The organism is Ensifer sp. R1-3 (assembly GCF_056739175.1).
The window spans coordinates 2,487,386-2,507,350 of record NZ_CP096515.1 but is presented as its reverse complement, the minus strand read 5'-3'; the positions used below and the strand labels follow the sequence as shown (position 1 = coordinate 2,507,350).

The window sequence follows — 19,965 nt, the reverse complement described above, 5'->3', positions numbered from 1 at the left end:
TGCGGCCTTTTTGAAAGGAGCTGTTTCGGCAGGATCAGTTTCCGACGGAACCGACGAGCACTTCCCCGCTATTGTCGATGGTGACCCAACGGCCGCTGTGGTTCGTCGCCTGGCGCTTGAGGAAGCGGTAGGGCGTGTGCGTCCACAGCCTCACCCCATCGTCGAGATTGTCGAGAATGAAGTCGCCCTGAGCTGTGCGGACCGTCAGCACCGCATGGCCCTCGCCATCGGGCTTGCGCACGACAGTCATCAGCAGGTTGCCGGCGGAGAAGCCCTTCTGCATGAGGCGTCTGCGCTTTTCGAGCGCAAAGTCCTCGCAATCGCCCTGTCTCCCCGGATAGGACCACACCTCGTCCCGGCCGGTAAGCTCGATGTCGGTTACCGGCGCGATCTGCCGGTTGACGGAGGCGTTGACCTGCCGAATGGCGGCCCAGCCGCCGGCGGTGACACGCGGCGGCACCTTGGCCTTCGAACGGACGTTGCACTCGCCCCTGTACTTCTGACAGAACTCGTAATGCCCGATCGGCTGCGAGGTCACCGCGCCGGTCTGCATCCAGGGAGTAGCTCCCGCCTGTGCGGGAATTGCCGTGTTCGTTGAAATGAAAAGCGCACACAGCGCTGCGAAACTTGCCTTAACCCCGGTCCAAGACGCCATACAGATCCCCTGCAACGCGCCCGCATCCGTACCTTCCGGATCGATCCGCGCAATCAAAAGTTGTCGACAGCTTTATTAGGAATTTCCCCTGCGCTGCTCTAATCGTTAATAAAGAGTTAATATACTCCGCTTGTCGGAGTCAATCGCCTGATTCGGACTAGTCCGTTTTATGGTTAAGGTTCGCGGCAGGCGGACGCAGAAGCCCGCCAGCGCAAGGGCTTGGCTGTGCCTTGCGAAGCGATCTCAGGGAACTTTGATTAGGCCGGATGGATTAACCGGGCCCTCAGGCTTTGGTCAGCATGGCGTCGATCGCCTGTTTCAATTTGGCAATGTCCTCCTCGCGGGACAACCGGTGGTCGCCGTCGCGGATCAGGGTCATGACGACGTCGTCGGCCGGCATGTGCTCCATCAGCTTGAGGGCATGCGTGTAGGGGACGTCCGGATCGCGCATGCCCTGGAGGATATGCACCGGGCAGCCGGTTTCGATCGGCCCTTTCATGACGAGGTTGTTGCGGCCATCCTCGATCAGCGCGCGGGTGAAGACATTGGGCTCGGGGCTGTATTCCGATGGCTCTTCGAAATAACCCCGTTCGGCGAGCGAGGTCCTTTCGGCGTCGGTAAGATTGGGCTCGATGAGCTCGGCGGTGAAGTCCGGGGCCGGGGCGATCAGCACGAGGCCGCAGAGGCGGCCGACCCCACCTTCTCCATGATGGGCGCGGCCTTTGAGCTTCTCGGCAAGGCGCAGCGCGACCCAGGCGCCCATGGAGGAACCGATCAGGATCATGCGCCCCGTCGCGGCGTGATCGATCACGGCGAGACTCTCCTCGACCCAGCGCGAGATCGTGCCGTCCCTGTAGTCGCCGTCCGACGCGCCGTGGCCGGAATAGTCGAAGCGAATGCAGTCGGTGCCGGCCTCGCGTGCGTGCCGCTCGACCTCCACCGCCTTCGTCCCGGTCATGTCGGATCGGTAGCCGCCGAGCCAGACCAGCGCCGGATGCCGTGGATCCCCGTCTTTCATATCCGGCGGATTTCCCGTGCGGAAGATACGCATGGCGATGCTTCTCGCCGCAGCGCCCGTTCCTACTTCGATCCGCGTGATCTCGGTTTCAGCCGGCGTCGTCGACATCGAGTAACTCCTGAAGGCCTGGTAATGACGGATTTCCTTCTAAAACAGATTCTTTCGGGTATCGACAGAGGATGATTTTCATTGCGGGCCATGCTATTGACTCTGGAGCCGCAATTCACACATTGCCGTCAGTGACTGTGTCAAGCGCTTCTGTTTGAGATCGCGCTGACCGTTTGACCGAATATTTACTATCAATAGCTCGAGGAGAGTACGACCATTCGCAGACCCTTCAAAGCGGACGCTCCAGTCAAGGAAGGACCGCGCGCAAACAAGGAAATCCGGGTCCCCCGGGTTCAGCTTATCGATGCCGAAGGCCAGAACTTGGGCAGCATTCCGATCGACCAGGCGCTCCGCATGGCGGACGAGGCCGGTCTCGACCTCGTAGAGATCGCACCGAACTCCGATCCCCCGGTGTGCAAGATCCTCGACCTCGGCAAGCTGAAATACGCGAACCAGAAGAAAGCCGCCGAGGCGCGCAAGAAGCAGAAGATCGTCGAGATCAAGGAAATCAAGATGCGCCCCAACATCGACACCCATGATTATGAGGTGAAGATGAAGGCCATGAACCGCTTCTTCGAGGAAGGCGACAAGGTCAAGGTGACGCTGAAGTTCCGCGGCCGCGAAATGGCCCACCAGGAACTCGGCATGAAACTTCTGATGCAGGTCAAGGACGACACCCAGGAAATCGCCAAGGTGGAAGCCGAACCCAAGCTCGAAGGCCGCCAGATGATGATGGTGCTTGCGCCGAAGTGATCGGCGGAGCCTGATAGACCAGACACGCTTGGTGAAGCCGCCCCGGGAGGAGTTCGTGGGGCGGCTTTCCTTTTTGGCAAGGCTTACGCGCGAGCGGCCTCCGGACCGCTTGCCTTTTCCGGGATGTGCGGTTATAAGCCCCCGTCCGAACGGTCCGGCAGGGCATGCCGTGGCCGTTCTTAACGCTGGAAATGGGCTTCGTCTGCCTGTTTCGCATATCAAGAACAATGGAGTAGCAAAATGCCCAAGATGAAGACGAAATCGTCTGCCAAAAAGCGGTTCAAAATCACCGCAACCGGCAAGGTTAGAGCTGCTGCTGCTGGCAAGCGCCACGGCATGATCAAGCGGTCCAACAAGTTCATTCGCGACGCGCGCGGAACCATGGTTCTCGCTGAGCCTGATGGCAAGAAGGTCGTCAAGAACTACCTGCCTAACGGTCTTTAAGACGTCTGGCGATTTGGATTTTAAGGAGATCATGACATGGCACGTGTAAAACGCGGCGTAACCTCCCACGCCAAGCACAAGAAGACGCTCAAGGCCGCCAAGGGCTTCTACGGCCGCCGCAAGAACACCATCCGCGCCGCCAAGGCAGCGGTGGATCGTTCCAAGCAGTTTGCTTACCGCGACCGCAAGGTCAACAAGCGCAATTTCCGCGCACTCTGGATCCAGCGCATCAACGCTGCCGTCCGCGAGTTCGGCCTGACCTACGGCCGCTTCATCGACGGTCTGAACAAGGCCGGCATCGAAGTCGACCGCAAGGTTCTGTCCGACATGGCGATCCATGAGCCGGCAGCATTCGGCGCCTTGGTCGAAGCTTCCAAGAAGGCGCTCGCCTATCTCAAGGAAGCCGGCACGGCAAACGAGTTTGAAAGCGCTGTCCGTTAAGCCAGCGTTTTCCCAAGACCGTTTCTGAAATTGTTGGGAAACCCGCGCTGGCAGGGCTGGCGCGGGTTTTTCTTGTTCGGCTCGCGGCGCGATCCTATCGCCGAAGGGTCGAACCGATACACGAACCGCATCGAGGCAGGACAGAATGAGCGAACTGGAAACATTGGAACGGACCTTGCTGGCGGAAATCGACGCTGCCGCCGACGAGGGCGCGATCGAGGCGGTGCGCGTCGGCGCGCTCGGCAAGAAGGGATCGATCTCGGAATTGCTGAAGACGCTCGGTTCGATGAGCCCGGAGGAACGCCAGACCCGCGGCGCGCGCATCAATGCGCTGAAGAACACGGTGACGGAGGCGATCTCCGCCCGCAAGACGGCGCTCAAGGATGCGGCGATCGCCGAACGGCTGGCGCGCGAGACGGTGGACATCAGCCTGCCCGTCCGGTCCTCGCCGGCCGAGCGCGGCCGCATCCATCCGATCAGCCAGATCGTCGACGAGATCACCGCGATCTTCGGCGACATGGGTTTCTCAATTGCCGAGGGACCGGATATCGAGACCGACTACTACAACTTCACCGCGCTGAACTTCCCCGAAGGTCATCCGGCCCGCGAGATGCACGACACCTTCTTCTTCGCGCCCGACGAGAAGGGTGAGCGCAAGGTGCTGCGCACGCACACCTCGCCGGTGCAGATACGCACGATGGAGGCCGGGCAGCCGCCGATCCGCATCATCATTCCCGGCAAGACCTATCGCCAGGATTCCGACGCCACCCACTCGCCGATGTTCCACCAGGTGGAAGGCCTTGTCATCGACAGGACGGCGAATGTCGCCAACATGCGCTGGGTGCTTGAGGAATTCTGCAAGGCCTTCTTCGAGGTCGATCAGGTGACGATGCGCTTCCGCCCGTCCTTCTTCCCGTTCACGGAACCCTCCTTCGAGGTCGACATCCAGTGCGACCGCTCCGGCCCGATCGTCAAGTTCGGCGAGGGCAAGGACTGGATGGAGATCCTCGGCTGCGGCATGGTGCATCCGAACGTGCTCAGGGCCGGCGGCCTCGATCCGGACGAATATCAGGGCTTCGCCTGGGGCATGGGCCTCGACCGCATCGCCATGCTGAAATACGGCATGCCCGACCTGCGCGACTTCTTCAATGCCGATGTCCGCTGGATGACCCATTACGGCTTCCGCCCGCTCGACATGCCGACGCTCTTCGGCGGCCTCTCGGCGTGACCCGCGCAGAAAATCAAGGACACAGGTGACATCATGAAGTTCACGCTCTCCTGGCTGAAGGACCATCTGGAAACCGACGCCTCGCTCGAGGAAATCTGCGCCCGCCTGACGATGATCGGGCTGGAAGTCGAGGATGTCGACGACAAGGCGGCCTTCAAGCCCTTCGTCATCGCCAGGGTGATCTCCGCCGAGCAGCACCCGAATGCCGACAAGCTCAGAGTGCTGATGGTCGATACCGGCTCCGGCGAGCCGGTGCAGGTCGTCTGCGGCGCGCCGAACGCGCGCAAGGGCCTCGTCGGCGCCTTCGCCGCGCCCGGCACCTACGTGCCCGGCATCGGCGTGACGCTCTCCGTCGGCAACATCCGCGGTGTCGAGAGCCGCGGCATGATGTGCTCGGAAAAGGAGCTGGAGATCTCCGACGATCACACCGGCATCATCGACCTGCCCGAGGATGCGCCTCTGGGCACCAGCTATGCGGACTATGCCGGCCTCGACGATCCGGTCATCGAGATCAACCTGACGCCGAACCGGCCGGATTGCACCAGCGTCCACGGCATCGCCCGCGATCTCGCGGCATCCGGTCTCGGCACCTTGAAGACGCGGCCGGCGCCGTCCTTCGCCGTGGAAGGCGAGACGCCCGTCAAGGTTCGACTCGATCTGGGCGAGGACAGGCATCTCTGCCCCGGCTTCGCGCTTCGCCTCGTGCGCGGCGTGAAGAACGGCCCGAGCCCCGCCTGGATGCGCCAACGGCTGTCGGCCATCGGCCTCCGCCCGATCAACGCGCTGGTCGATATCACCAACTATCTGACCTTCGACCAGGGACGGCCGCTGCACGTCTTCGACGCGGCGAAGGTCGCGGGCAACCTGACGGTCCGCCGTGCGAGGGAAGGCGAAAAGGTACTGGCGCTCGACACGCGCGAATATACGCTGTCGCCGGCCAATGTGGTGATCGCCGACGAAGAAGGCGTCGAGTCGATCGGCGGCATCATGGGCGGCGAGCATTCCGGCTGTGACGAGAACACCACCGACGTGCTGATCGAATCGGCGCTCTGGGATCCGATGAATATCGCCAAGACCGGCCGCACGCTCGGCATCATCACCGATGCGCGCTACCGCTTCGAGCGCGGCGTCGATACGGAATACATGGTGCCCGGCCTCGAACGGGCGACCGAGCTGGTGCTGGAGCTCTGCGGCGGCACCGCGGCCAAGATGGACGTCGTCGGCTATGACGGCCACGAGCCCAGGTCCGTCGAGTTCCCGGTCTCGGAGGTCAGGCGCCTGACCGGCCTCGAGGTCTCCTCCGAGGAGAGCGTTTCCATCCTCAGGAAGCTCGGCTTCGGCGTCGAGGGCTCCGGCGAACGCCTGACGGTAGCCGTTCCCTCCTGGCGGCCGGATATCGACGGCAAGGCTGACCTCGTAGAGGAGGTCATGCGCATCCATGGCGTCGACAACATCGTCGCCGCGCCGCTTGCAAGCCACAATGCCGTCAACGGCAAGATCCTGACGACCCTGCAGATCCGCACGCGCCAGGCCAGGCGCGCGCTTGCAACCCGCGGCATGCTCGAAGCCGTCACCTGGTCCTTCATCCCGGAAGGGCATGCGAAGCTCTTCGGCGGCGGCCAGCCGGAACTCAAGCTCGCCAATCCGATCGCCGCCGACATGTCCGACATGCGTCCGTCGCTTCTGCCGGGCCTTCTGGCCGCGGCGCAGCGCAATGCCGACAAGGGCTATGGCGATGTCGCCATTTTCGAGGTTTCCGGCACCTATGAGGGTGATACGCCCGAGGCGCAGCGGCGTGTCGCCGGCGGCGTGCGCCGCGGCACAGCGTCGCTCAACGGCACCGGCCGCCTTTGGTCGAACGCCGTAAAGGGCGGCGGCAAGCCGGTCGATGTCTTCGACGCGAAGGCCGATGCCATCGCCGTGCTCGAGGCCTGTGGCGTGCCGATGGCCAATGTCCAGTTCGAAGCCGGCGGCCCGGCCTGGTATCATCCCGGCCGCTCGGGGACGATCAAGCTCGGTCCGAAGATCGTCCTCGGCGCTTTCGGGGAGTTCCACCCGAAGACCCTCGACGCGCTCGATGTCTCCGGACCGCTTGCAGGCTTCGAGATCTATATCGATGCCATGCCGGAGCCGAAGAAGAAGGCGACCCGCACCAAGCCGGCGCTGGAGCTTTCGCCGTTCCAGGCAGTCAAACGCGACTTCGCCTTCGTCGTAGACAAGGGGGTCGAGGCCGCCGCGATCGTCAGGGCCGCCTCCGGCGCCGACCGGAAACTGGTAACGGCAGTCAACGTCTTCGACGTCTTCGAAGGCGCATCTCTCGGCGAGGGCAGGAAGTCGGTAGCGATCGAGGTAACGATCCAGCCGGTCGAGCGCACGCTGACGGACGAGGACTTCGAGGCCCTGACCGCCCGGATCGTCGCCAATGTGGCGAAGAGCACAGGCGGCGTGCTGCGCGCCTGATGGATGGAGGGGGACGGTGCCAAGGCGGCCACGATTCCCCTTCGCCCCGCTTGCGGGAAGAAGGTGCCGGCAGGGTGACGGAGTTCCCTTCGACAGACGCGACGTGCGCTTTACGTCGTGTGCGGCCCCTCATCCCGCTGCCGCGACCTTCTCCCCGTTCTGACGGGGAGAAGGGGCAAGCGGCGCGCCAGCAGCTATCCGGTAGCCGTGGAGGAGCAGGAGGGTCCCGCGAGTCCCTTCGCCCCGCTTGCGGGGAGGAGGTGCCGGCAGGGTGAAGGGCGGAGTTTCCTTCGGCAGACGCGACATACGTTACGTCCGTGTGCGGCCCCTCATCCCGCTGCCGCGACCTTCTCCCCGTTCTGACGGGGAGAAGGGACAAGCGGCACGCCAGCAGCTATCCGGTAGCCGATGGAGGAGCAGGAGGGTCCCGCGAGTCCCTTCGCCCCGCTTGCGGGAAGAAGGTGCCGGCAGGCGGATGAGGGGCGGAGTTCACCGCGCACACTTTTCCTCATCCAGCTCTAGCCGTGCCGGTGCCAGACCTTGTTGACGATCAGCCACCGCCCGTCGACCTTCAAGAGCGACAGATAGTCCGAATAGCGCGCGCCGGCGAATTCATCGATCACCTTCACGCTGGCGACGTCGCCGGTGATGTGGACCATCTCCACTTCCATGAGCGGCTGCGCATCCGGCGGCGCCGCGCCTTCCCTGACGATGGAGGCGATGAAGGCGTCGCGTGTCAGCCACTCGACGGCATCGCCTGAATTGCCGACGATCGATGCGCTCGGATGGAAAGCCTTGCGCAACGCTCCCTCATTGGCGAAGGCCATGCCGTCGACATAGAGATGGACAACCGCGCTGATGGCCTGCTCTTCGGACATGGATGATCCCTCCTTTCCGGAACGGTAGACGCCTGTGGTGACTATCCGCCCCCAGGCCGTTCCAGTCCCGATGAAGGCGGACACCCTCATAGGTAGGACATCGCAACGAAATTGCGATGCCCCATCCAACCGTTAGAGCCACCGGTTCATCGGTTCACCTGTTCGTCAGCGCCAGCGATGCATCGGTGTAGCGATTGCCGGCGACCAGCGTTGGCGAGAGCGCTTCGCCGAGTTCGGCGCGTTCGCTGCCGGTGAGGACGATCCCGGCGGCGGCGACGTTCTGTTCCAGGTGCTCGATCCTGCGCGCGCCGGGGATAGGAACGATGTCCTCGCCCTGGTTGACGACCCAGGCGAGCGCGAGCTGGGCGGCTGTAACGCCTCTCTCCATGGCGAGCCTTTCGAGCGTCGCGACCAGCGCGGCGTTGGCCTCGAAGTTCTCCTCTTGGAAGCGCGGCAGCGACCGGCGAAAATCGTCGGCAGCGAGGTCTTCGACCTTGCGGATGGTGCCTGTCAGCATGCCGCGCCCGAGCGGGCTGTAGGGCACGAAGCCGATGCCGAGTTCGCGGCAGGTGTCGAGCACCTCCTGTTCCGGATCGCGCGACCAGAGCGAATACTCGCTCTGTATCGCTGCGATCGGATGCACGGCATGGGCGCGGCGGATGGTGGCGGCGCTTGCCTCGGAAAGCCCGATTGCGCGCACCTTGCCCTCCTTCACCAGTTCCGCCATCGCGCCGACGGTTTCCTCGATCGGCACGGCGGGATCGACGCGGTGCTGGTAATAGAGGTCGATGACGTCCGTTCCGAGTCGCTTGAGGGAGGCCTCGGCGACGGTTTTCGCATTTTCCGGCCGGCCGTCGACGCCTTTGATCGCCTCGGCGGCGGGCTTGCCCGGGTCGATGCGGAAACCGAACTTGGTGGCGATCACCACCCGGTCCCGCCGGCCCTTCAGCGCCTTACCGAGGAGCTTCTCGTTTTCATAAGGTCCATAAACTTCCGCCGTATCGAAGAAGTCGACGCCGAGTTCGATGGCGCGGTGGAGCGTACGGATCGACTGGCTCTCGTCGGCTTCGCCATAGGCGAAGCTCATGCCCATGCAGCCGAGGCCAACGGCCGAAACGGTGAGTTCGTTACCGAGCTTGCGGGTCTTCATTGGATGTCCTTTCGGGCTGAACGCGCGGCTTAGGGTCGCCTGCGGCGTTAGCGAAGAAGATGGAGTAGCCTGTCGGGCCGAAGCTTTCGCCACGGGCCCAACGACAAGGCGAAGATAGGTGCCGCACGGCCGGTTGAAAATCTCTGTCAATTCTCACGGGCTGTTCTATTATTTCGATCAATGAACCGCACACAGCTCTCCCAACTGGCCGTCCTTTCCGCCGTCGCCGCCCATGGCAGCTTCCGCGGCGCGGCGAAGGAACTCGGCATCGCCCCATCGGCCGTCAGTCACGCCGTGGGCAGTCTGGAAGCGAGCCTCGGCGTTCGTCTCCTCGCGCGCACGACGCGCAGCGTCGCCGCCACGGAGGAGGGAAAGCGCCTGCTGGAGCGGCTGCGTCCGGCGCTCGACGACATTGCCGAGGCGCTGCAGCGGGCGGCGGAGGCGCGCGATCGCCCCGCCGGGAAACTGCGCATTACCGCCCCTCGTTTTGCCGCCGACCTCATTCTTGCGCCGCGCCTTGGCGACTTTCTCGGGCGCTATCCGGACATCGTCCTCGAAATCGCCAATGAAGACGGCTTCACCAATATCGTAGAGGAGGGATACGACGCCGGCATAAGGCTCGGCGAAAGCCTGGAGGCCGACATGGTCGCGGTGAAGGTCGGGCCGGAACTGAAAAGCGCGGTCGTCGCAGCACCGTCCTATTTCGAGCGCTTCCAGCGGCCGCGGCACCCGCGCGATCTGGCGGGCCATCGCTGCATCCGCCGCCGCTTCTCCAACGGAACCATATATCGCTGGGAGTTCGAGAAAGAGGGGGAGGAACTGACCGTTTCGGTGGACGGCCCGCTCATTCTGGGCGAGGACCGGCCGATCATCGAGGCCGCCACCGGCGGTGCGGGGCTCGCCTATCTCTTCGAGCCGCGCGTCAGCGGATATGTGGCTGAGGGCAAGTTGGTCCGGGTGCTCGAGGACTGGTGCGCGCCCTATGCGGGGCCTTTCCTCTATTATCCGACCCGCCGGCTGATGCGTCCGGCGCTCCGGGCCTTCATCGATTTCTTCCGGCACAGCGGCTGACGGCCGGCGGGGAGCGCCGGCCGTCGTGGCAGCTTACGCGGCCTTCTTGTTCACTTGGGCCATCGCGAGTTTCGTCAGGTCCTCGTCGGTGACGACTTCTTCCTTCAAAGTCGCGTCGAGCAGCGATACTGCATCCTTGAGACCGATGGTCTTTGCCCAGGTTTTCAGGGTGCCGTAGCGGGAGATTTCATAATGCTCGACCGCTTGCGCGGCGGAGATGAGGCCCGCATCGAGCGCGGCGGTGCCCTTGAATTCGTCCATGATCTCCTCGCCCTCGGCGACGATGCCTTCGATCGCCTCGCAGGTCTTGCCCTGCGCGCGCTTGCCGATCATTTCGAATACCTGCTGCAGCCGCTCCACATGGGTCTCGGTCTGCTCCTTGTGCTTCTCGAACGCGGCCTTGAGCTCAGGGGCCTGGGCGGCGCGTGCCATCTTCGGCAAAGCCTTCAGGATTTTCCGCTCGGCATAATAGATGTCCTTGAGCGTATCGTGGAAGAGGTCGTCCAGCGTCTTTTCTTTGGCCATTTCCGTTTCCTTCCTCGTCTGCTTCGTGTTGCCTTCGACCCGCAATCAACAGCAAAGGGCGAAGATTTGTTCCTCGCGACTGCAAAAAGCGCGTGAGGCGCGGGTCAATTCCGCCGCTTGCAGGATAGGTGTCCGTTTCACCTCAGGCGGAAATCGGGTGGTTGCAGCGTGGCGCATCGGCAATGGTCCCGCCGTAAACGCAATCGGACGGAGAAGAACCATGTCGAGACTGGAAGGTAAAATCGCGATCGTCACCGGCGCAAGCTCAGGTATCGGCCGCGCCGCGGCGCTGCTCTTTGCACGCGAGGGGGCAAAGGTCGTCGTCACCGCCCGCAACGGGAATGCACTTGCGGAGCTTACCGACGAGATCGCCGGAAAGGGCGGTGAGGCGGCAGCGCTTGCCGGCGACGTGGGCGACGAAGCCCTGCATGAGGCGCTGGTCGAACTGGCGGTGCGCCGCTTCGGCGGTCTCGATACCGCCTTCAACAATGCCGGGGCGCTCGGTGCGATGGGCGAGATATCGTCGCTCAGCGTAGAAGGCTGGCGCGAGACGCTCGATACCAATCTGACGAGCGCCTTCCTGGCGGCGAAATATCAGGTTCCGGCAATTGCGGCACGGGGCGGCGGTTCGCTCACCTTCACTTCGAGCTTCGTCGGCCACACGGCCGGCTTTGCCGGGGTCGCCCCCTATGCGGCGAGCAAGGCGGGGCTGATCGGGCTGGTGCAGGCGCTGGCCGTCGAACTCGGCGCGCGCGGCATTCGCGTGAACGCGCTGCTGCCCGGCGGCACCGACACGCCTGCCAATTTCGCGAACCTGCCGGGAGCGGCGCCCGAGACGCGCGGTTTCGTGGAAGGGCTGCATGCATTGAAGCGCATCGCGCGACCCGAGGAAATCGCCGAAGCGGCGCTTTATCTCGCCTCGGACGGTGCTAGCTTCGTGACCGGCGCTGCGCTGCTGGCCGACGGCGGCGCTTCGGTGACGAAGGCGTGAGCGCAGAGCGTGAGCACAGGAGCTAGAGCATTTCACTGTTTCAGGGAAACACTGAAATGCTCTAACCGTTTGATCTAACGCACTTCCGGACGGAAAACCGTTACATACTTTTCCTGGAAGTGCTCTGAAGCGGGGGAAGCATGAAGAAACCCGGGTCGATGAAATCGCTCGAAGACCTCGGGCGCGTACGCCTCTCGAAGAACTTTTTCCTGCGCGATTTTCTTCACTCCGAAATCGCGGAGTTCTACCGGATCCCGAATATCCCCGACGATCCGGAACTGGCGATCGAGGCCGGACGGAAACTCTGCGAGGAACTTCTGGAGCCGCTCGAGGCGACCTTCGGTCGGCTGCACATCCGCTCTGCCTACCGAAACCGCGCGGTGAACGCCTTCGGCAACGCCAACAGGCTCAACTGCTCGACCAATGCGGCAACGGCAGCCGACCATATCTGGGACATGCGCGATGCGGAGGGCTGCATTGGGGCCACCGCCTGCATCGCCATTCCCTGGGTCTGGGACCGGGAGCGTCACGAAGGCGGCTGGCAAAGCCTGGCGTGGTGGATTCACGACCACCTTCCCTACGCCTCGCTCTGTTTCTTTCCCAAGCTCTGGGCCTTCAACATCCAGTGGCACGAGAGGCCGCGGCGCAGAATCAGCAGCTATGCCGAGCCGCGCGGGCTGCTGACCAAGCCCGGCATGGCCAACCACGAAGGCAGCCATGCGCATCTTTACGAAGGCTTTCCGACGATTGCGTTCGGGGCACTCGCCTCTCCCCAACCCCTCCCCACAAGGGTCTCACAAGGGGGAGGGGCTTAGATGCCGCCCGGTCCGCCGGCCTAGCCCTCCCACCTGCGGGGAGGGGCCTTCCTCTTCGGGAAAATCGAGAACGTCCCTCTATTCGCTCACCTCGTTCAGCCGCCTTATCGCCTCTTCCGGCAACGCCAATTCCGCCGATCTCACCAGGCTTGCCAGCTGGTCGGGATTGGTGGCGCTGGCGATGGGTGCGGTGACGCCCTCGCGGGCGATGATCCAGGCGAGCGCGATCTCCGCCTGTTTCGCGCCGGTCTCCTCGGCGATTTCATCCAAGACGCCGAGAATCCGCATGCCGCGTCCGTCGAGATATTTTTCGACGCCGCCGCCGCGGGCGGAGCCCTCCAGATCCTTGTGCGAGCGGTACTTGCCGGAAAGAAAGCCTCTCGCAAGGCTGAAATAGGTGATGACGCCGATCTCCTCGGCGATGCAGAGATTGCGCAGCGGACCGTCATAGGAAGCGCGGTCGTAGAGATTGTATTCGGGCTGCAGCACGTCGTAGCGGGGCAGATCCTTCCCCGCCGCAACGTCGAGAGCATCGCGCATCTGCTGCGCGTCGAGATTCGATGCGCCGATCGCCCGCAGCTTGCCCTGGGAGAGAAGCGTATCGTAGGCGGCAAGCGTCTCGTCATAGGGTATGTCGGGGTCCGGCCAGTGGGAGAGATAGAGGTCGATATAGTCGGTCTGCAGGCGTCGCAGTGAATCCTCGACTGCCTGCATGATCCAGCGCCGCGAGAGGCCCTTGCGGTCCGGTCCGAGTTCCGAACCCACCTTGGTGACGATGACGGCGCTATCGCGCGAGCGTCCGGATTGCTTCAGCCATTTTCCGATGATCGCTTCCGATTCGCCGCCTCTGTTGCCCGGTGCCCAGGAGGAATAGACGTCGGCGGTGTCGACGGCATTGAAACCCGCATCGAAAAAGGCGTCGAGAAGCGAGAACGATGTTTTCTCATCCGCGGTCCAGCCGAAGACGTTGCCGCCGAAGACGAGCGGGGCAATCGAGAGGCCGGTACGGCCAAGTCTGCGCATTTCCATGGTTTCGCTCCATGTGGTTGGATGAAAACAAGCTGCGATTGGGAGGATTGCGGCAAAAACATAGGCCAGCTCGCCATCGAATGACACCTGCATTCGTGGTTTTTCTGACCTCGCCACGGCTTGCTAGGTACGTACCTCGGGGATAGTCTCGCGCAGCTTGTGCCCAGGGGAGTGTCGCGCGTCCTTCGCGCCGCGCACGAAAAGGAGTTTGCCTCATGCTGCGTTTCGGAATTTTGTCGACGGCCAAGATCGGCCGCGAGCTCGTCGTACCCGCGATCCAGGACGCCGAGAACTGCGTTGTCACGGCGATCGCGAGCCGCGATCTCGCCAAGGCGAGGGCCATGGCCGACCGTTTCTCCGTGCCGCATGCTTTCGGCTCCTATGAGGAGATGCTCGCCTCCGACACGGTCGACGCCGTCTATATCCCGCTGCCGACGTCGCAACATGTCGAATGGGCGATCAAGGCGGCGGATGCCGGCAAGCATGTACTTTGCGAGAAGCCGCTGGCGCTGAAGGCCGAAGAGATCGACGCCGTGATCGCGGCGCGCGAGCGCAACAAGGTGCTGATCTCGGAAGCCTATATGGTGACCTACAGCCCCGTCTGGCGGAAGGTGCGCTCGCTCATCGCGGAAGGTGCCATCGGGCGCCTCAGGCATGTCCAGGGCGCCTTCACCTATTACAACCGCGATCCCGGCAACATGCGCAACGTCCCGTCGCTCGGCGGCGGAGGTCTGCCGGATATCGGCGTCTATCCGGCAATCACGACCCGGTTTTCGACCGGCAAGGAGCCGCTGCGCGTGCAGGCCAATACCGAGCGCGATCCGGAATTCGGCACCGACGTCTATTCGAGCGTTCGTGCCGACTTCGGAGATTTCGAACTGAGCTTCTATATCTCGACACAGCTCGCCGCCCGCCAGGTCATGGTCTTCCACGGCGACAAGGGCTACATCGAGGTGAAGTCGCCCTTCAATGCCGATCGCTACGGCCGGGAAGAGGTGGAACTGACCAACCAGAACCACGGCCAGTCGCAGCTCTTCCGCTTCCAGGATGCGCGTCAGTACAAGCTCGAGGCCGAGGCCTTCGCACGTGCTGCGAAAGGTGAAGCGGAGGACGTGGTGACACTGGAAAACTCGCGCCTGAACCAGATGTTCATCGACGCGATCTATCGCGCCAGCGAAAAAGACGGCTGGGAGCCCGTCTGAAGCCGGCTAAAGGATAGGCCCGGCGCACGTTGCGCCGGGCCTATCCTTTCATGCGGCCTGGAGCAGCCGCGCCTGAGACGCGCCCCGCATCTTGAAGAAGAGGAAGTCGGCGACACCGACCATGGCAACGACGATCAGCGCCATTCCAGCGACCGTCAAGGCGGAATAGGCAGACGCAAGAATGGCGAGGCTTCCGACCTGCCACAGGATGTCTCCGGTGATGCTGATCCGTGTTGCGAGGGCGCTCGGCCCTCCTTTTCTGGCCGTGGCGAGGTGGAAGGCGCCCCAGACGAGGAGCCCGGCGCCGAGCGCCATGATCACCGCAGGCGATAGGGCGGGGCTGACGACCGCCGCCAGCGGCTGCGCTGCCGCGAGGAGAGCCGAGCCGGCGATCAGCGAAAAGATGCCGTCGGCGAGAAACGTCTTGTTGAGAAGAGAGCGGGTGGCAAGATCGAACATGTCTGTCTCCATCGGTTGTCGATGGGCAGATGCTGGACCTGAGCGGTCATCAAACCAATTACCTCCGAGGTAATGGATTTTGTGCCGCGTTCGGGCGAGGCTGCCCCCCGCAACAGGGAAGATATCAATGGAATTCGGCAGCCGCCTGAAGGAATGGCGAGGACATCGCCGCATGAGCCAACTCGATCTCGCGATGGCGGCGGGCATTTCCGCGCGCCATCTATCGTTTCTGGAGACGGGTCGCTCCAAGCCGTCCGAGGGAATGATCCTGCGGCTCGCCTCGGTTCTCGACGTCCCCGCGCGCGAACAGGGCACGCTCTTCACCGCGGCGGGCTACCGGCCGCGCGTTGCGGCGCGGCCGGCAACGGGGCTCGATGCAATGCCTCAGGCCGTCGCCCATGCCATCCGGCTGATGCTCGACCGGCACGATCCCTATCCGGGCCTCGTTTTCGACCACCAGTATACGGTGCTGCTGACCAATCCGGCTTTCCAGGCGCTCGTCGACGCCACGGGCGTTCCGTTCAAGCCGGGGGAGAACTTCCTCGACGGCTTTCTCGGTGCAGAGAGCGTCCGCAGCCTCGTGGTCAATTGGGAAGCCGCCGCAGCCGATCTCGTTCAGCGGGTTCGCATGGAGGCGTGGCTGCAGGGGCCGCGCAGCCCCTTGCAGCACAGGCTGAACAGGCTGGTTGCCGACCCGGCGGTGGCGGTGGCGATCGAGAACTTCCCGGCGACAGACCGCTTGCCGGTGCTGCCCATCGAGCTGCGCCTCGGTGACGCGGCGCTTAGCTTCATCACGACGCTCTCGACCTTCGGCTCGACTCAGGACGCGCTTGTTGAGGGCGTTCTGATCGAATCCTTCTTTCCGGCCGACGACGCGACCCGGCGCTTCTTCGGGCAGGGCGGGCGCGACGTCCAATAGGTTTTCCGTCCGGAAGATCGTTTCGCTGGTTCGATGAAACAGTGAAACGATGCAGAAAATCCGCAGATAGCTACGCCTCACTGCTGATCTTCGCCGCGGTGTCGGCTACAAGTGACGCATGACTTCGTTCTTTGATTCCGAATCTCCCTCCAACGTCGCCGAATATTCGGTGTCGGAATTGTCCGGCTCGATCAAGCGCACGGTCGAGCAGGCCTTCGAGCATGTCCGGGTGCGGGGCGAGATTTCCGGCTACCGCGGCCCGCATTCCTCGGGACACGCTTATTTCGCCTTGAAGGACGATCGCGCCCGCATCGATGCGGTCGTCTGGAAGACCACCTTCGCGCGGCTGAAGTTCCGGCCGGAGGAGGGGATGGAGGTCATCGCGACCGGCAGGGTCACGACCTTCCCCGGCTCGTCCAAATATCAGATCGTCATCGACTCGCTTGAGCCGGCCGGTGCCGGGGCGCTGATGGCGCTTATCGAGGAACGCAAGCGCAAGCTTGCGGCGGAGGGCCTTTTCGATGCGGGCCGCAAGCGGCCGCTGCCTTTCATGCCGAGGGTCGTCGGCGTCGTGACCTCGCCGACCGGAGCTGTGATCCGCGACATCCTGCACCGCATTGCCGACCGTTTCCCGGTCCATGTCATCGTCTGGCCGGTGCGCGTGCAGGGCGACGGCGCCTGCGAGGAGATCGTGGCGGCGATCGAGGGTTTCAACGCGCTGCGGCCGGGCGGCTCCATTCCCCGGCCAGACGTGTTGATCGTCGCGCGCGGCGGCGGCAGCCTCGAGGATCTCTGGTGCTTCAACGACGAGGCGATGGTGCGCGCCGCGGCGGCTTCCGCCATCCCTCTGATCTCGGCCGTCGGTCACGAGACGGACTGGACGCTGATCGACCATGCGGCCGACCAGCGGGCGCCGACGCCGACCGGTGCGGCCGAAATGGCGGTGCCGGTGAAGGCCGATCTCGAGGCCCAGCTCGCCAGTCTCGCAGCCCGGCTCAAGGGCGCCGCGGCGCGGCAGATGGACAATCGCCGCCAGGCGCTGCGCTCGCTTGCGCGGGCGCTGCCCTCGCTCGACCAATTGCTCGCCTTGCCTCGGCGTCGCTTCGACGAGGCGGCCGCCGGACTCGGCCGCGGCCTGCAGATGAACACCGCCAACAAGCGGCGAAGCTTCGAACGCAATGCGGCCCATCTCCGGCCGGAGCTCCTGACGGCAAGGATCGTCGATCGCCGTCAGCGCGTCTTGGATGCCGTCAACCGGGCCGAGCGCATCGTCGAGCGTAAGGTTCAACGTGGCGCTCAGCGCATTTCGTCCGCCGATGCCTCGCTCCGCGTTCTGCCGTCGCGGCTGATCGGCCAGATTCATCGCGCATCGGATCGCGTTTCCAGCCTGGGCAGGCGTGGGGATGCGGCGATCGCCGCCGATCTGCGCAGGATGAAAAGCGCGCTGGCAGCACAGGACCGCGTGCTGCAGTCGCTCTCCTATCACAGCGTCCTGCAGCGCGGCTTCGCGCTGGTGCGCGATGCCGCGGGCGAGCCGGTTAAACAGGCGGCTGCCGTGCATCCCGGGATGGCGCTTTCGCTGGAATTCGCCGATGGCCGCATCGCGGCGGTCGCCGGCGAGGACGGCACTGCGCCGCAGTCGCCGAAGAAGCGGCCTGCACGCTCCGGCGAGCCGACGAAGCAGGGCAGCCTCTTCTGATGCATATCCTGATGGTGCTCGCCCATCCGCTCGAGGAGAGCTTCGCTGCGAGTGTCGCCCGCATTGCCCGGGAAACGCTCGAGGCCAGGGGCCATACGGTCGATCTGCTCGACCTTTATCGCGAAGGCTTCGATCCGCGGCTGACCGTGGCCGAGCGGGGCAGTTATTTCGATAAAGATTACGACGCCTCCGGGGTCTCCCCCTGGATCGAGCGGCTGAGGGCTGCGGACGGACTCGTGCTCGTCTTTCCGCAATGGTGGTTCAATTTCCCGGCGATACTCAAGGGCTTCTTCGATCGCGTCTTCGCGCCCGGGGTCGCTTTCGACCATGATGCGGCAGGCGGCCGTATCGTTCCTCGCCTCGGCGACATCAGGCTATTCTGGGCGCTGACCAGTACCGGGTCCCCCTGGTGGGTCGTGCATCTCTACATGGGAAATCCGGTGCGGCGGCTGCTGAAGCGCGGCATCGCCGCCTTCTGCGGCAAGGGCCTCGACTTCCGCATGATCACTCTGCACGACATGGATCGGGTGACGGAGGCGAAGCGGAAGCGCCATATCGAGCGTGTGAGGGCTCTGGTGAGCCGCATCTGACCGGCGACCTATTCGAAGACCGCGAGGAATTTCCTGAGTAGCGCGTCCAGTGCCTCCCGTTCATCGGGTTCGAGGCCCGCAACGAGGCGCTGCTGGTTGGCGACATGGGCAGTGACCGCCGCGTCCACGCGCTTGAGACCCTCCGGTGTCAGAGCGATGAGGACACCGCGCCGGTCTTCCGGATTGTCCAGGCGTTCGACCAGCCCGGCTTTCTCGAGCTGGTCGATGCGGTTGGTCATCGTGCCGGAGGTGACCATCGTCGTTCCCAGCAGATCGCCCGGCGAGAGCCGGAAGGGCGGACCGGAGCGCCGCAGCGTTGCGAGCACGTCGAAACTCGCCGAGTTCAAGCCGTGATCGGCAAGGGTGCTTTCTACCTCACGAGCGAGATGAGCCCGGAGCCGCGACAGTCGACCGAGCAGACCCATGGCTGTCGCATCGAGCTCCGGCCGCTCTCTGCGCCACTGCGCCAGGATTTTGTCAACGTGATCCATATCCGTCTGCATCAGCGGCCTGAGTGAACGTTTCGACCTTCCCGAAGTCGTAGCCTCCATGTATCTTGACGTCAAGATAAATTGGAGTAGAGTTATCTTGATCTAAAGATTCTTGAGGTGAAGAGATGGGTACGCGCAGCACCGATATTCTGCTCACGGCCATAGCGCCGGCCATATGGGGCAGTACCTATCTGGTCACAACGGAATTCCTGCCGGCCGGTTACCCGGTCACGGTCGCAATGCTGAGGGCGCTTCCGGCAGGACTGCTGCTGCTGCTTGTCGTCCGGCAGATGCCGACGGGTGTGTGGTTGGCGCGCAGTTTCGTGCTCGGCGCGCTCAACTTCTCGTTCTTTCAAACGATGCTTTTCGTATCCGCCTACCGGCTGCCCGGCGGTGTAGCCGCAACCGTCGGAGCCATTCAGCCGCTGATCGTGATCGTCCTGTCGCGCATCGTTCTCGGCTCGCCGGCCCGGGCGTTGAGCGTCGTTGCCGGCATTGCCGGCATGGCGGGGGTCGCGCTCCTGGTGCTGACGCCAAAAGCGGCGCTGGATCCGGTGGGCGTCGCGGCCGGCTTGGCAGGCGCCGTCTCCATGGCTTTCGGCACCGTGCTGAGCCGACACTGGACGCCGCCGGTCTCGCCGCTCACCTTCACCGCCTGGCAATTGGCGGCCGGCGGGCTGCTTCTGGTGCCGGTCACCTTGCTGCTGGAACCCTCTTTGCCACCGCTCACAGCCGCGAATATTTTGGGCTTTACCTATCTCGGCCTGATCGGCACCGCCTTCACCTACCTTCTCTGGTTCCGTGGGCTGTCGCGGCTCGAACCCTCCCAGGTTTCGCCGCTCGGCTTCTTGAGCCCCGTCGTCGCGATCCTCATCGGCTGGGGCGTGCTCGATCAGCAGCTGACGGCGGTGCAGGTGCTTGGGATCGCAACCGTCTTCGCAAGCGTGTGGATGAGCCAGTACGCACAGACCGCTCGCCGCGCGGCAGCCGCCCCCTAACCCTCTCCCCCGAGCGAGCTAGTAGGGACATATACTCCTCT

The 19,965-nt window shown here is 63.8% G+C and carries 21 protein-coding genes; 13 read left to right on the top strand and 8 right to left on the bottom strand.

Annotation, left to right across the window (positions count from 1 at the left end; all coding sequences use genetic code 11):
- Nucleotides 1–34 precede the first annotated feature (34 nt).
- Complete coding sequence (locus M1D43_RS12095) at nt 35–655, bottom strand: transglutaminase-like cysteine peptidase (RefSeq protein ID WP_010968472.1); 621 nt, start codon at nt 653–655, stop codon at nt 35–37.
- Nucleotides 656–938: 283 nt separating this feature from the next.
- On the bottom strand, nt 939–1,781 hold the full coding sequence (locus tag M1D43_RS12090) for an alpha/beta hydrolase (protein ID WP_153314260.1): 843 nt from the start codon (nt 1,779–1,781) through the stop codon (nt 939–941).
- Between the two features lie 216 nt (nt 1,782–1,997).
- Between M1D43_RS12090 and infC the strand changes: the two genes are divergently transcribed.
- The 5 genes from infC to pheT all read left to right on the top strand — a co-directional run bounded on the left by infC (nt 1,998) and on the right by pheT (nt 7,107).
- Entirely contained in the window at nt 1,998–2,534 is a 537-nt protein-coding gene (gene infC, locus M1D43_RS12085) for a translation initiation factor IF-3 (RefSeq protein WP_014527030.1), read from the top strand.
- A gap of 240 nt (nt 2,535–2,774) precedes the next feature.
- The gene (gene rpmI, locus M1D43_RS12080; RefSeq protein ID WP_004435490.1) at nt 2,775–2,978 is read left to right on the top strand and encodes a 50S ribosomal protein L35; all 204 of its coding nucleotides are present in this window, start codon (nt 2,775–2,777) and stop codon (nt 2,976–2,978) included.
- Nucleotides 2,979–3,014: 36 nt separating this feature from the next.
- Nucleotides 3,015–3,419, top strand: coding sequence for a 50S ribosomal protein L20 (gene rplT / locus M1D43_RS12075; protein WP_004435481.1), 405 nt, complete (start codon nt 3,015–3,017; stop codon nt 3,417–3,419).
- A gap of 145 nt (nt 3,420–3,564) precedes the next feature.
- Complete coding sequence (gene pheS, locus M1D43_RS12070; protein ID WP_004435478.1) at nt 3,565–4,647, top strand: phenylalanine--tRNA ligase subunit alpha; 1,083 nt, start codon at nt 3,565–3,567, stop codon at nt 4,645–4,647.
- Nucleotides 4,648–4,680: 33 nt separating this feature from the next.
- Nucleotides 4,681–7,107, top strand: coding sequence for a phenylalanine--tRNA ligase subunit beta (pheT, locus tag M1D43_RS12065; RefSeq protein WP_153314262.1), 2,427 nt, complete (start codon nt 4,681–4,683; stop codon nt 7,105–7,107).
- 518 nt (nt 7,108–7,625) lie between these two features.
- On the opposite strand, the gene M1D43_RS12060 is transcribed toward pheT, so the two are convergent.
- Nucleotides 7,626–7,985, bottom strand: coding sequence for a nuclear transport factor 2 family protein (locus M1D43_RS12060; RefSeq protein ID WP_004435473.1), 360 nt, complete (start codon nt 7,983–7,985; stop codon nt 7,626–7,628).
- Between the two features lie 154 nt (nt 7,986–8,139).
- Complete coding sequence (locus M1D43_RS12055) at nt 8,140–9,135, bottom strand: aldo/keto reductase (protein ID WP_004435470.1); 996 nt, start codon at nt 9,133–9,135, stop codon at nt 8,140–8,142.
- A gap of 180 nt (nt 9,136–9,315) precedes the next feature.
- On the opposite strand from M1D43_RS12055, the gene M1D43_RS12050 reads away from it, so the two are divergent.
- Complete coding sequence (locus M1D43_RS12050; protein WP_027990455.1) at nt 9,316–10,206, top strand: LysR family transcriptional regulator; 891 nt, start codon at nt 9,316–9,318, stop codon at nt 10,204–10,206.
- A 33-nt stretch (nt 10,207–10,239) separates the two neighbouring features.
- Here the strand turns inward: M1D43_RS12050 and M1D43_RS12045 are convergent, their stop codons facing one another.
- Complete coding sequence (locus tag M1D43_RS12045; protein ID WP_004435461.1) at nt 10,240–10,731, bottom strand: YciE/YciF ferroxidase family protein; 492 nt, start codon at nt 10,729–10,731, stop codon at nt 10,240–10,242.
- A gap of 220 nt (nt 10,732–10,951) precedes the next feature.
- Here M1D43_RS12045 and M1D43_RS12040 point away from each other — a divergent pair, with 220 nt between their 5' ends.
- Nucleotides 10,952–11,722, top strand: a complete 771-nt coding sequence (locus M1D43_RS12040) for an SDR family oxidoreductase (protein ID WP_153314264.1) — start codon at nt 10,952–10,954, stop codon at nt 11,720–11,722.
- Nucleotides 11,723–11,862: 140 nt separating this feature from the next.
- Nucleotides 11,863–12,537, top strand: a complete 675-nt coding sequence (locus M1D43_RS12035; protein ID WP_033048670.1) for a hypothetical protein — start codon at nt 11,863–11,865, stop codon at nt 12,535–12,537.
- A gap of 78 nt (nt 12,538–12,615) precedes the next feature.
- On the opposite strand, the gene M1D43_RS12030 is transcribed toward M1D43_RS12035, so the two are convergent.
- Nucleotides 12,616–13,566 carry an aldo/keto reductase gene (locus tag M1D43_RS12030; protein WP_027990458.1) on the bottom strand — a complete coding sequence of 317 codons (951 nt, stop codon included), beginning with the start codon at nt 13,564–13,566 and terminating at the stop codon, nt 12,616–12,618.
- A gap of 215 nt (nt 13,567–13,781) precedes the next feature.
- Between M1D43_RS12030 and M1D43_RS12025 the strand changes: the two genes are divergently transcribed.
- Nucleotides 13,782–14,768 (top strand): Gfo/Idh/MocA family protein, encoded by a 987-nt coding sequence (locus M1D43_RS12025; RefSeq protein ID WP_004435452.1) that lies wholly within the window; start codon nt 13,782–13,784, stop codon nt 14,766–14,768.
- 48 nt (nt 14,769–14,816) lie between these two features.
- Here M1D43_RS12025 and M1D43_RS12020 read toward each other — a convergent pair whose 3' ends face one another.
- A complete protein-coding gene (locus tag M1D43_RS12020; protein WP_010968481.1) occupies nt 14,817–15,227 on the bottom strand; it encodes a hypothetical protein in 411 nt (136 codons plus the stop codon).
- Nucleotides 15,228–15,354: 127 nt separating this feature from the next.
- Here M1D43_RS12020 and M1D43_RS12015 point away from each other — a divergent pair, with 127 nt between their 5' ends.
- The 3 genes from M1D43_RS12015 (at nt 15,355) to M1D43_RS12005 (ending at nt 18,435) form a co-directional block, all read left to right on the top strand.
- Nucleotides 15,355–16,146 (top strand): helix-turn-helix domain-containing protein, encoded by a 792-nt coding sequence (locus M1D43_RS12015; protein ID WP_153314266.1) that lies wholly within the window; start codon nt 15,355–15,357, stop codon nt 16,144–16,146.
- 118 nt (nt 16,147–16,264) lie between these two features.
- Nucleotides 16,265–17,845 (top strand): exodeoxyribonuclease VII large subunit, encoded by a 1,581-nt coding sequence (gene xseA, locus M1D43_RS12010; protein ID WP_153314268.1) that lies wholly within the window; start codon nt 16,265–16,267, stop codon nt 17,843–17,845.
- Nucleotides 17,845–18,435 (top strand): NAD(P)H-dependent oxidoreductase, encoded by a 591-nt coding sequence (locus tag M1D43_RS12005; protein ID WP_153314270.1) that lies wholly within the window; start codon nt 17,845–17,847, stop codon nt 18,433–18,435. Before xseA ends, M1D43_RS12005 begins: the two co-directional genes overlap by 1 nt.
- Nucleotides 18,436–18,443: 8 nt before the next feature.
- On the opposite strand, the gene M1D43_RS12000 is transcribed toward M1D43_RS12005, so the two are convergent.
- On the bottom strand, nt 18,444–18,938 hold the full coding sequence (locus tag M1D43_RS12000) for a MarR family winged helix-turn-helix transcriptional regulator (protein WP_010968485.1): 495 nt from the start codon (nt 18,936–18,938) through the stop codon (nt 18,444–18,446).
- 113 nt (nt 18,939–19,051) lie between these two features.
- Here M1D43_RS12000 and M1D43_RS11995 point away from each other — a divergent pair, with 113 nt between their 5' ends.
- Nucleotides 19,052–19,924 (top strand): EamA family transporter, encoded by an 873-nt coding sequence (locus tag M1D43_RS11995; RefSeq protein WP_027990461.1) that lies wholly within the window; start codon nt 19,052–19,054, stop codon nt 19,922–19,924.
- Nucleotides 19,925–19,965 lie beyond the last annotated feature (41 nt).

What these genes read in the sequence shown, in the direction of transcription:
- M1D43_RS12095 (WP_010968472.1), bottom strand. Translation starts at nt 655, where the DNA reads ATGGCGTCTTGGACCGGGGTTAAGGCAAGTTTCGCAGCGCTGTGTGCG.
- M1D43_RS12090 (WP_153314260.1), bottom strand. Translation starts at nt 1,781, where the DNA reads ATGTCGACGACGCCGGCTGAAACCGAGATCACGCGGATCGAAGTAGGA.
- rpmI (WP_004435490.1), top strand. Translation starts at nt 2,775, where the DNA reads ATGCCCAAGATGAAGACGAAATCGTCTGCCAAAAAGCGGTTCAAAATC.
- rplT (WP_004435481.1), top strand. Translation starts at nt 3,015, where the DNA reads ATGGCACGTGTAAAACGCGGCGTAACCTCCCACGCCAAGCACAAGAAG.
- pheS (WP_004435478.1), top strand. Translation starts at nt 3,565, where the DNA reads ATGAGCGAACTGGAAACATTGGAACGGACCTTGCTGGCGGAAATCGAC.
- pheT (WP_153314262.1), top strand. Translation starts at nt 4,681, where the DNA reads ATGAAGTTCACGCTCTCCTGGCTGAAGGACCATCTGGAAACCGACGCC.
- M1D43_RS12060 (WP_004435473.1), bottom strand. Translation starts at nt 7,985, where the DNA reads ATGTCCGAAGAGCAGGCCATCAGCGCGGTTGTCCATCTCTATGTCGAC.
- M1D43_RS12055 (WP_004435470.1), bottom strand. Translation starts at nt 9,135, where the DNA reads ATGAAGACCCGCAAGCTCGGTAACGAACTCACCGTTTCGGCCGTTGGC.
- M1D43_RS12050 (WP_027990455.1), top strand. Translation starts at nt 9,316, where the DNA reads ATGAACCGCACACAGCTCTCCCAACTGGCCGTCCTTTCCGCCGTCGCC.
- M1D43_RS12045 (WP_004435461.1), bottom strand. Translation starts at nt 10,731, where the DNA reads ATGGCCAAAGAAAAGACGCTGGACGACCTCTTCCACGATACGCTCAAG.
- M1D43_RS12040 (WP_153314264.1), top strand. Translation starts at nt 10,952, where the DNA reads ATGTCGAGACTGGAAGGTAAAATCGCGATCGTCACCGGCGCAAGCTCA.
- M1D43_RS12035 (WP_033048670.1), top strand. Translation starts at nt 11,863, where the DNA reads ATGAAGAAACCCGGGTCGATGAAATCGCTCGAAGACCTCGGGCGCGTA.
- M1D43_RS12030 (WP_027990458.1), bottom strand. Translation starts at nt 13,566, where the DNA reads ATGGAAATGCGCAGACTTGGCCGTACCGGCCTCTCGATTGCCCCGCTC.
- M1D43_RS12025 (WP_004435452.1), top strand. Translation starts at nt 13,782, where the DNA reads ATGCTGCGTTTCGGAATTTTGTCGACGGCCAAGATCGGCCGCGAGCTC.
- M1D43_RS12020 (WP_010968481.1), bottom strand. Translation starts at nt 15,227, where the DNA reads ATGTTCGATCTTGCCACCCGCTCTCTTCTCAACAAGACGTTTCTCGCC.
- M1D43_RS12015 (WP_153314266.1), top strand. Translation starts at nt 15,355, where the DNA reads ATGGAATTCGGCAGCCGCCTGAAGGAATGGCGAGGACATCGCCGCATG.
- xseA (WP_153314268.1), top strand. Translation starts at nt 16,265, where the DNA reads ATGACTTCGTTCTTTGATTCCGAATCTCCCTCCAACGTCGCCGAATAT.
- M1D43_RS12005 (WP_153314270.1), top strand. Translation starts at nt 17,845, where the DNA reads ATGCATATCCTGATGGTGCTCGCCCATCCGCTCGAGGAGAGCTTCGCT.
- M1D43_RS12000 (WP_010968485.1), bottom strand. Translation starts at nt 18,938, where the DNA reads ATGCAGACGGATATGGATCACGTTGACAAAATCCTGGCGCAGTGGCGC.
- M1D43_RS11995 (WP_027990461.1), top strand. Translation starts at nt 19,052, where the DNA reads ATGGGTACGCGCAGCACCGATATTCTGCTCACGGCCATAGCGCCGGCC.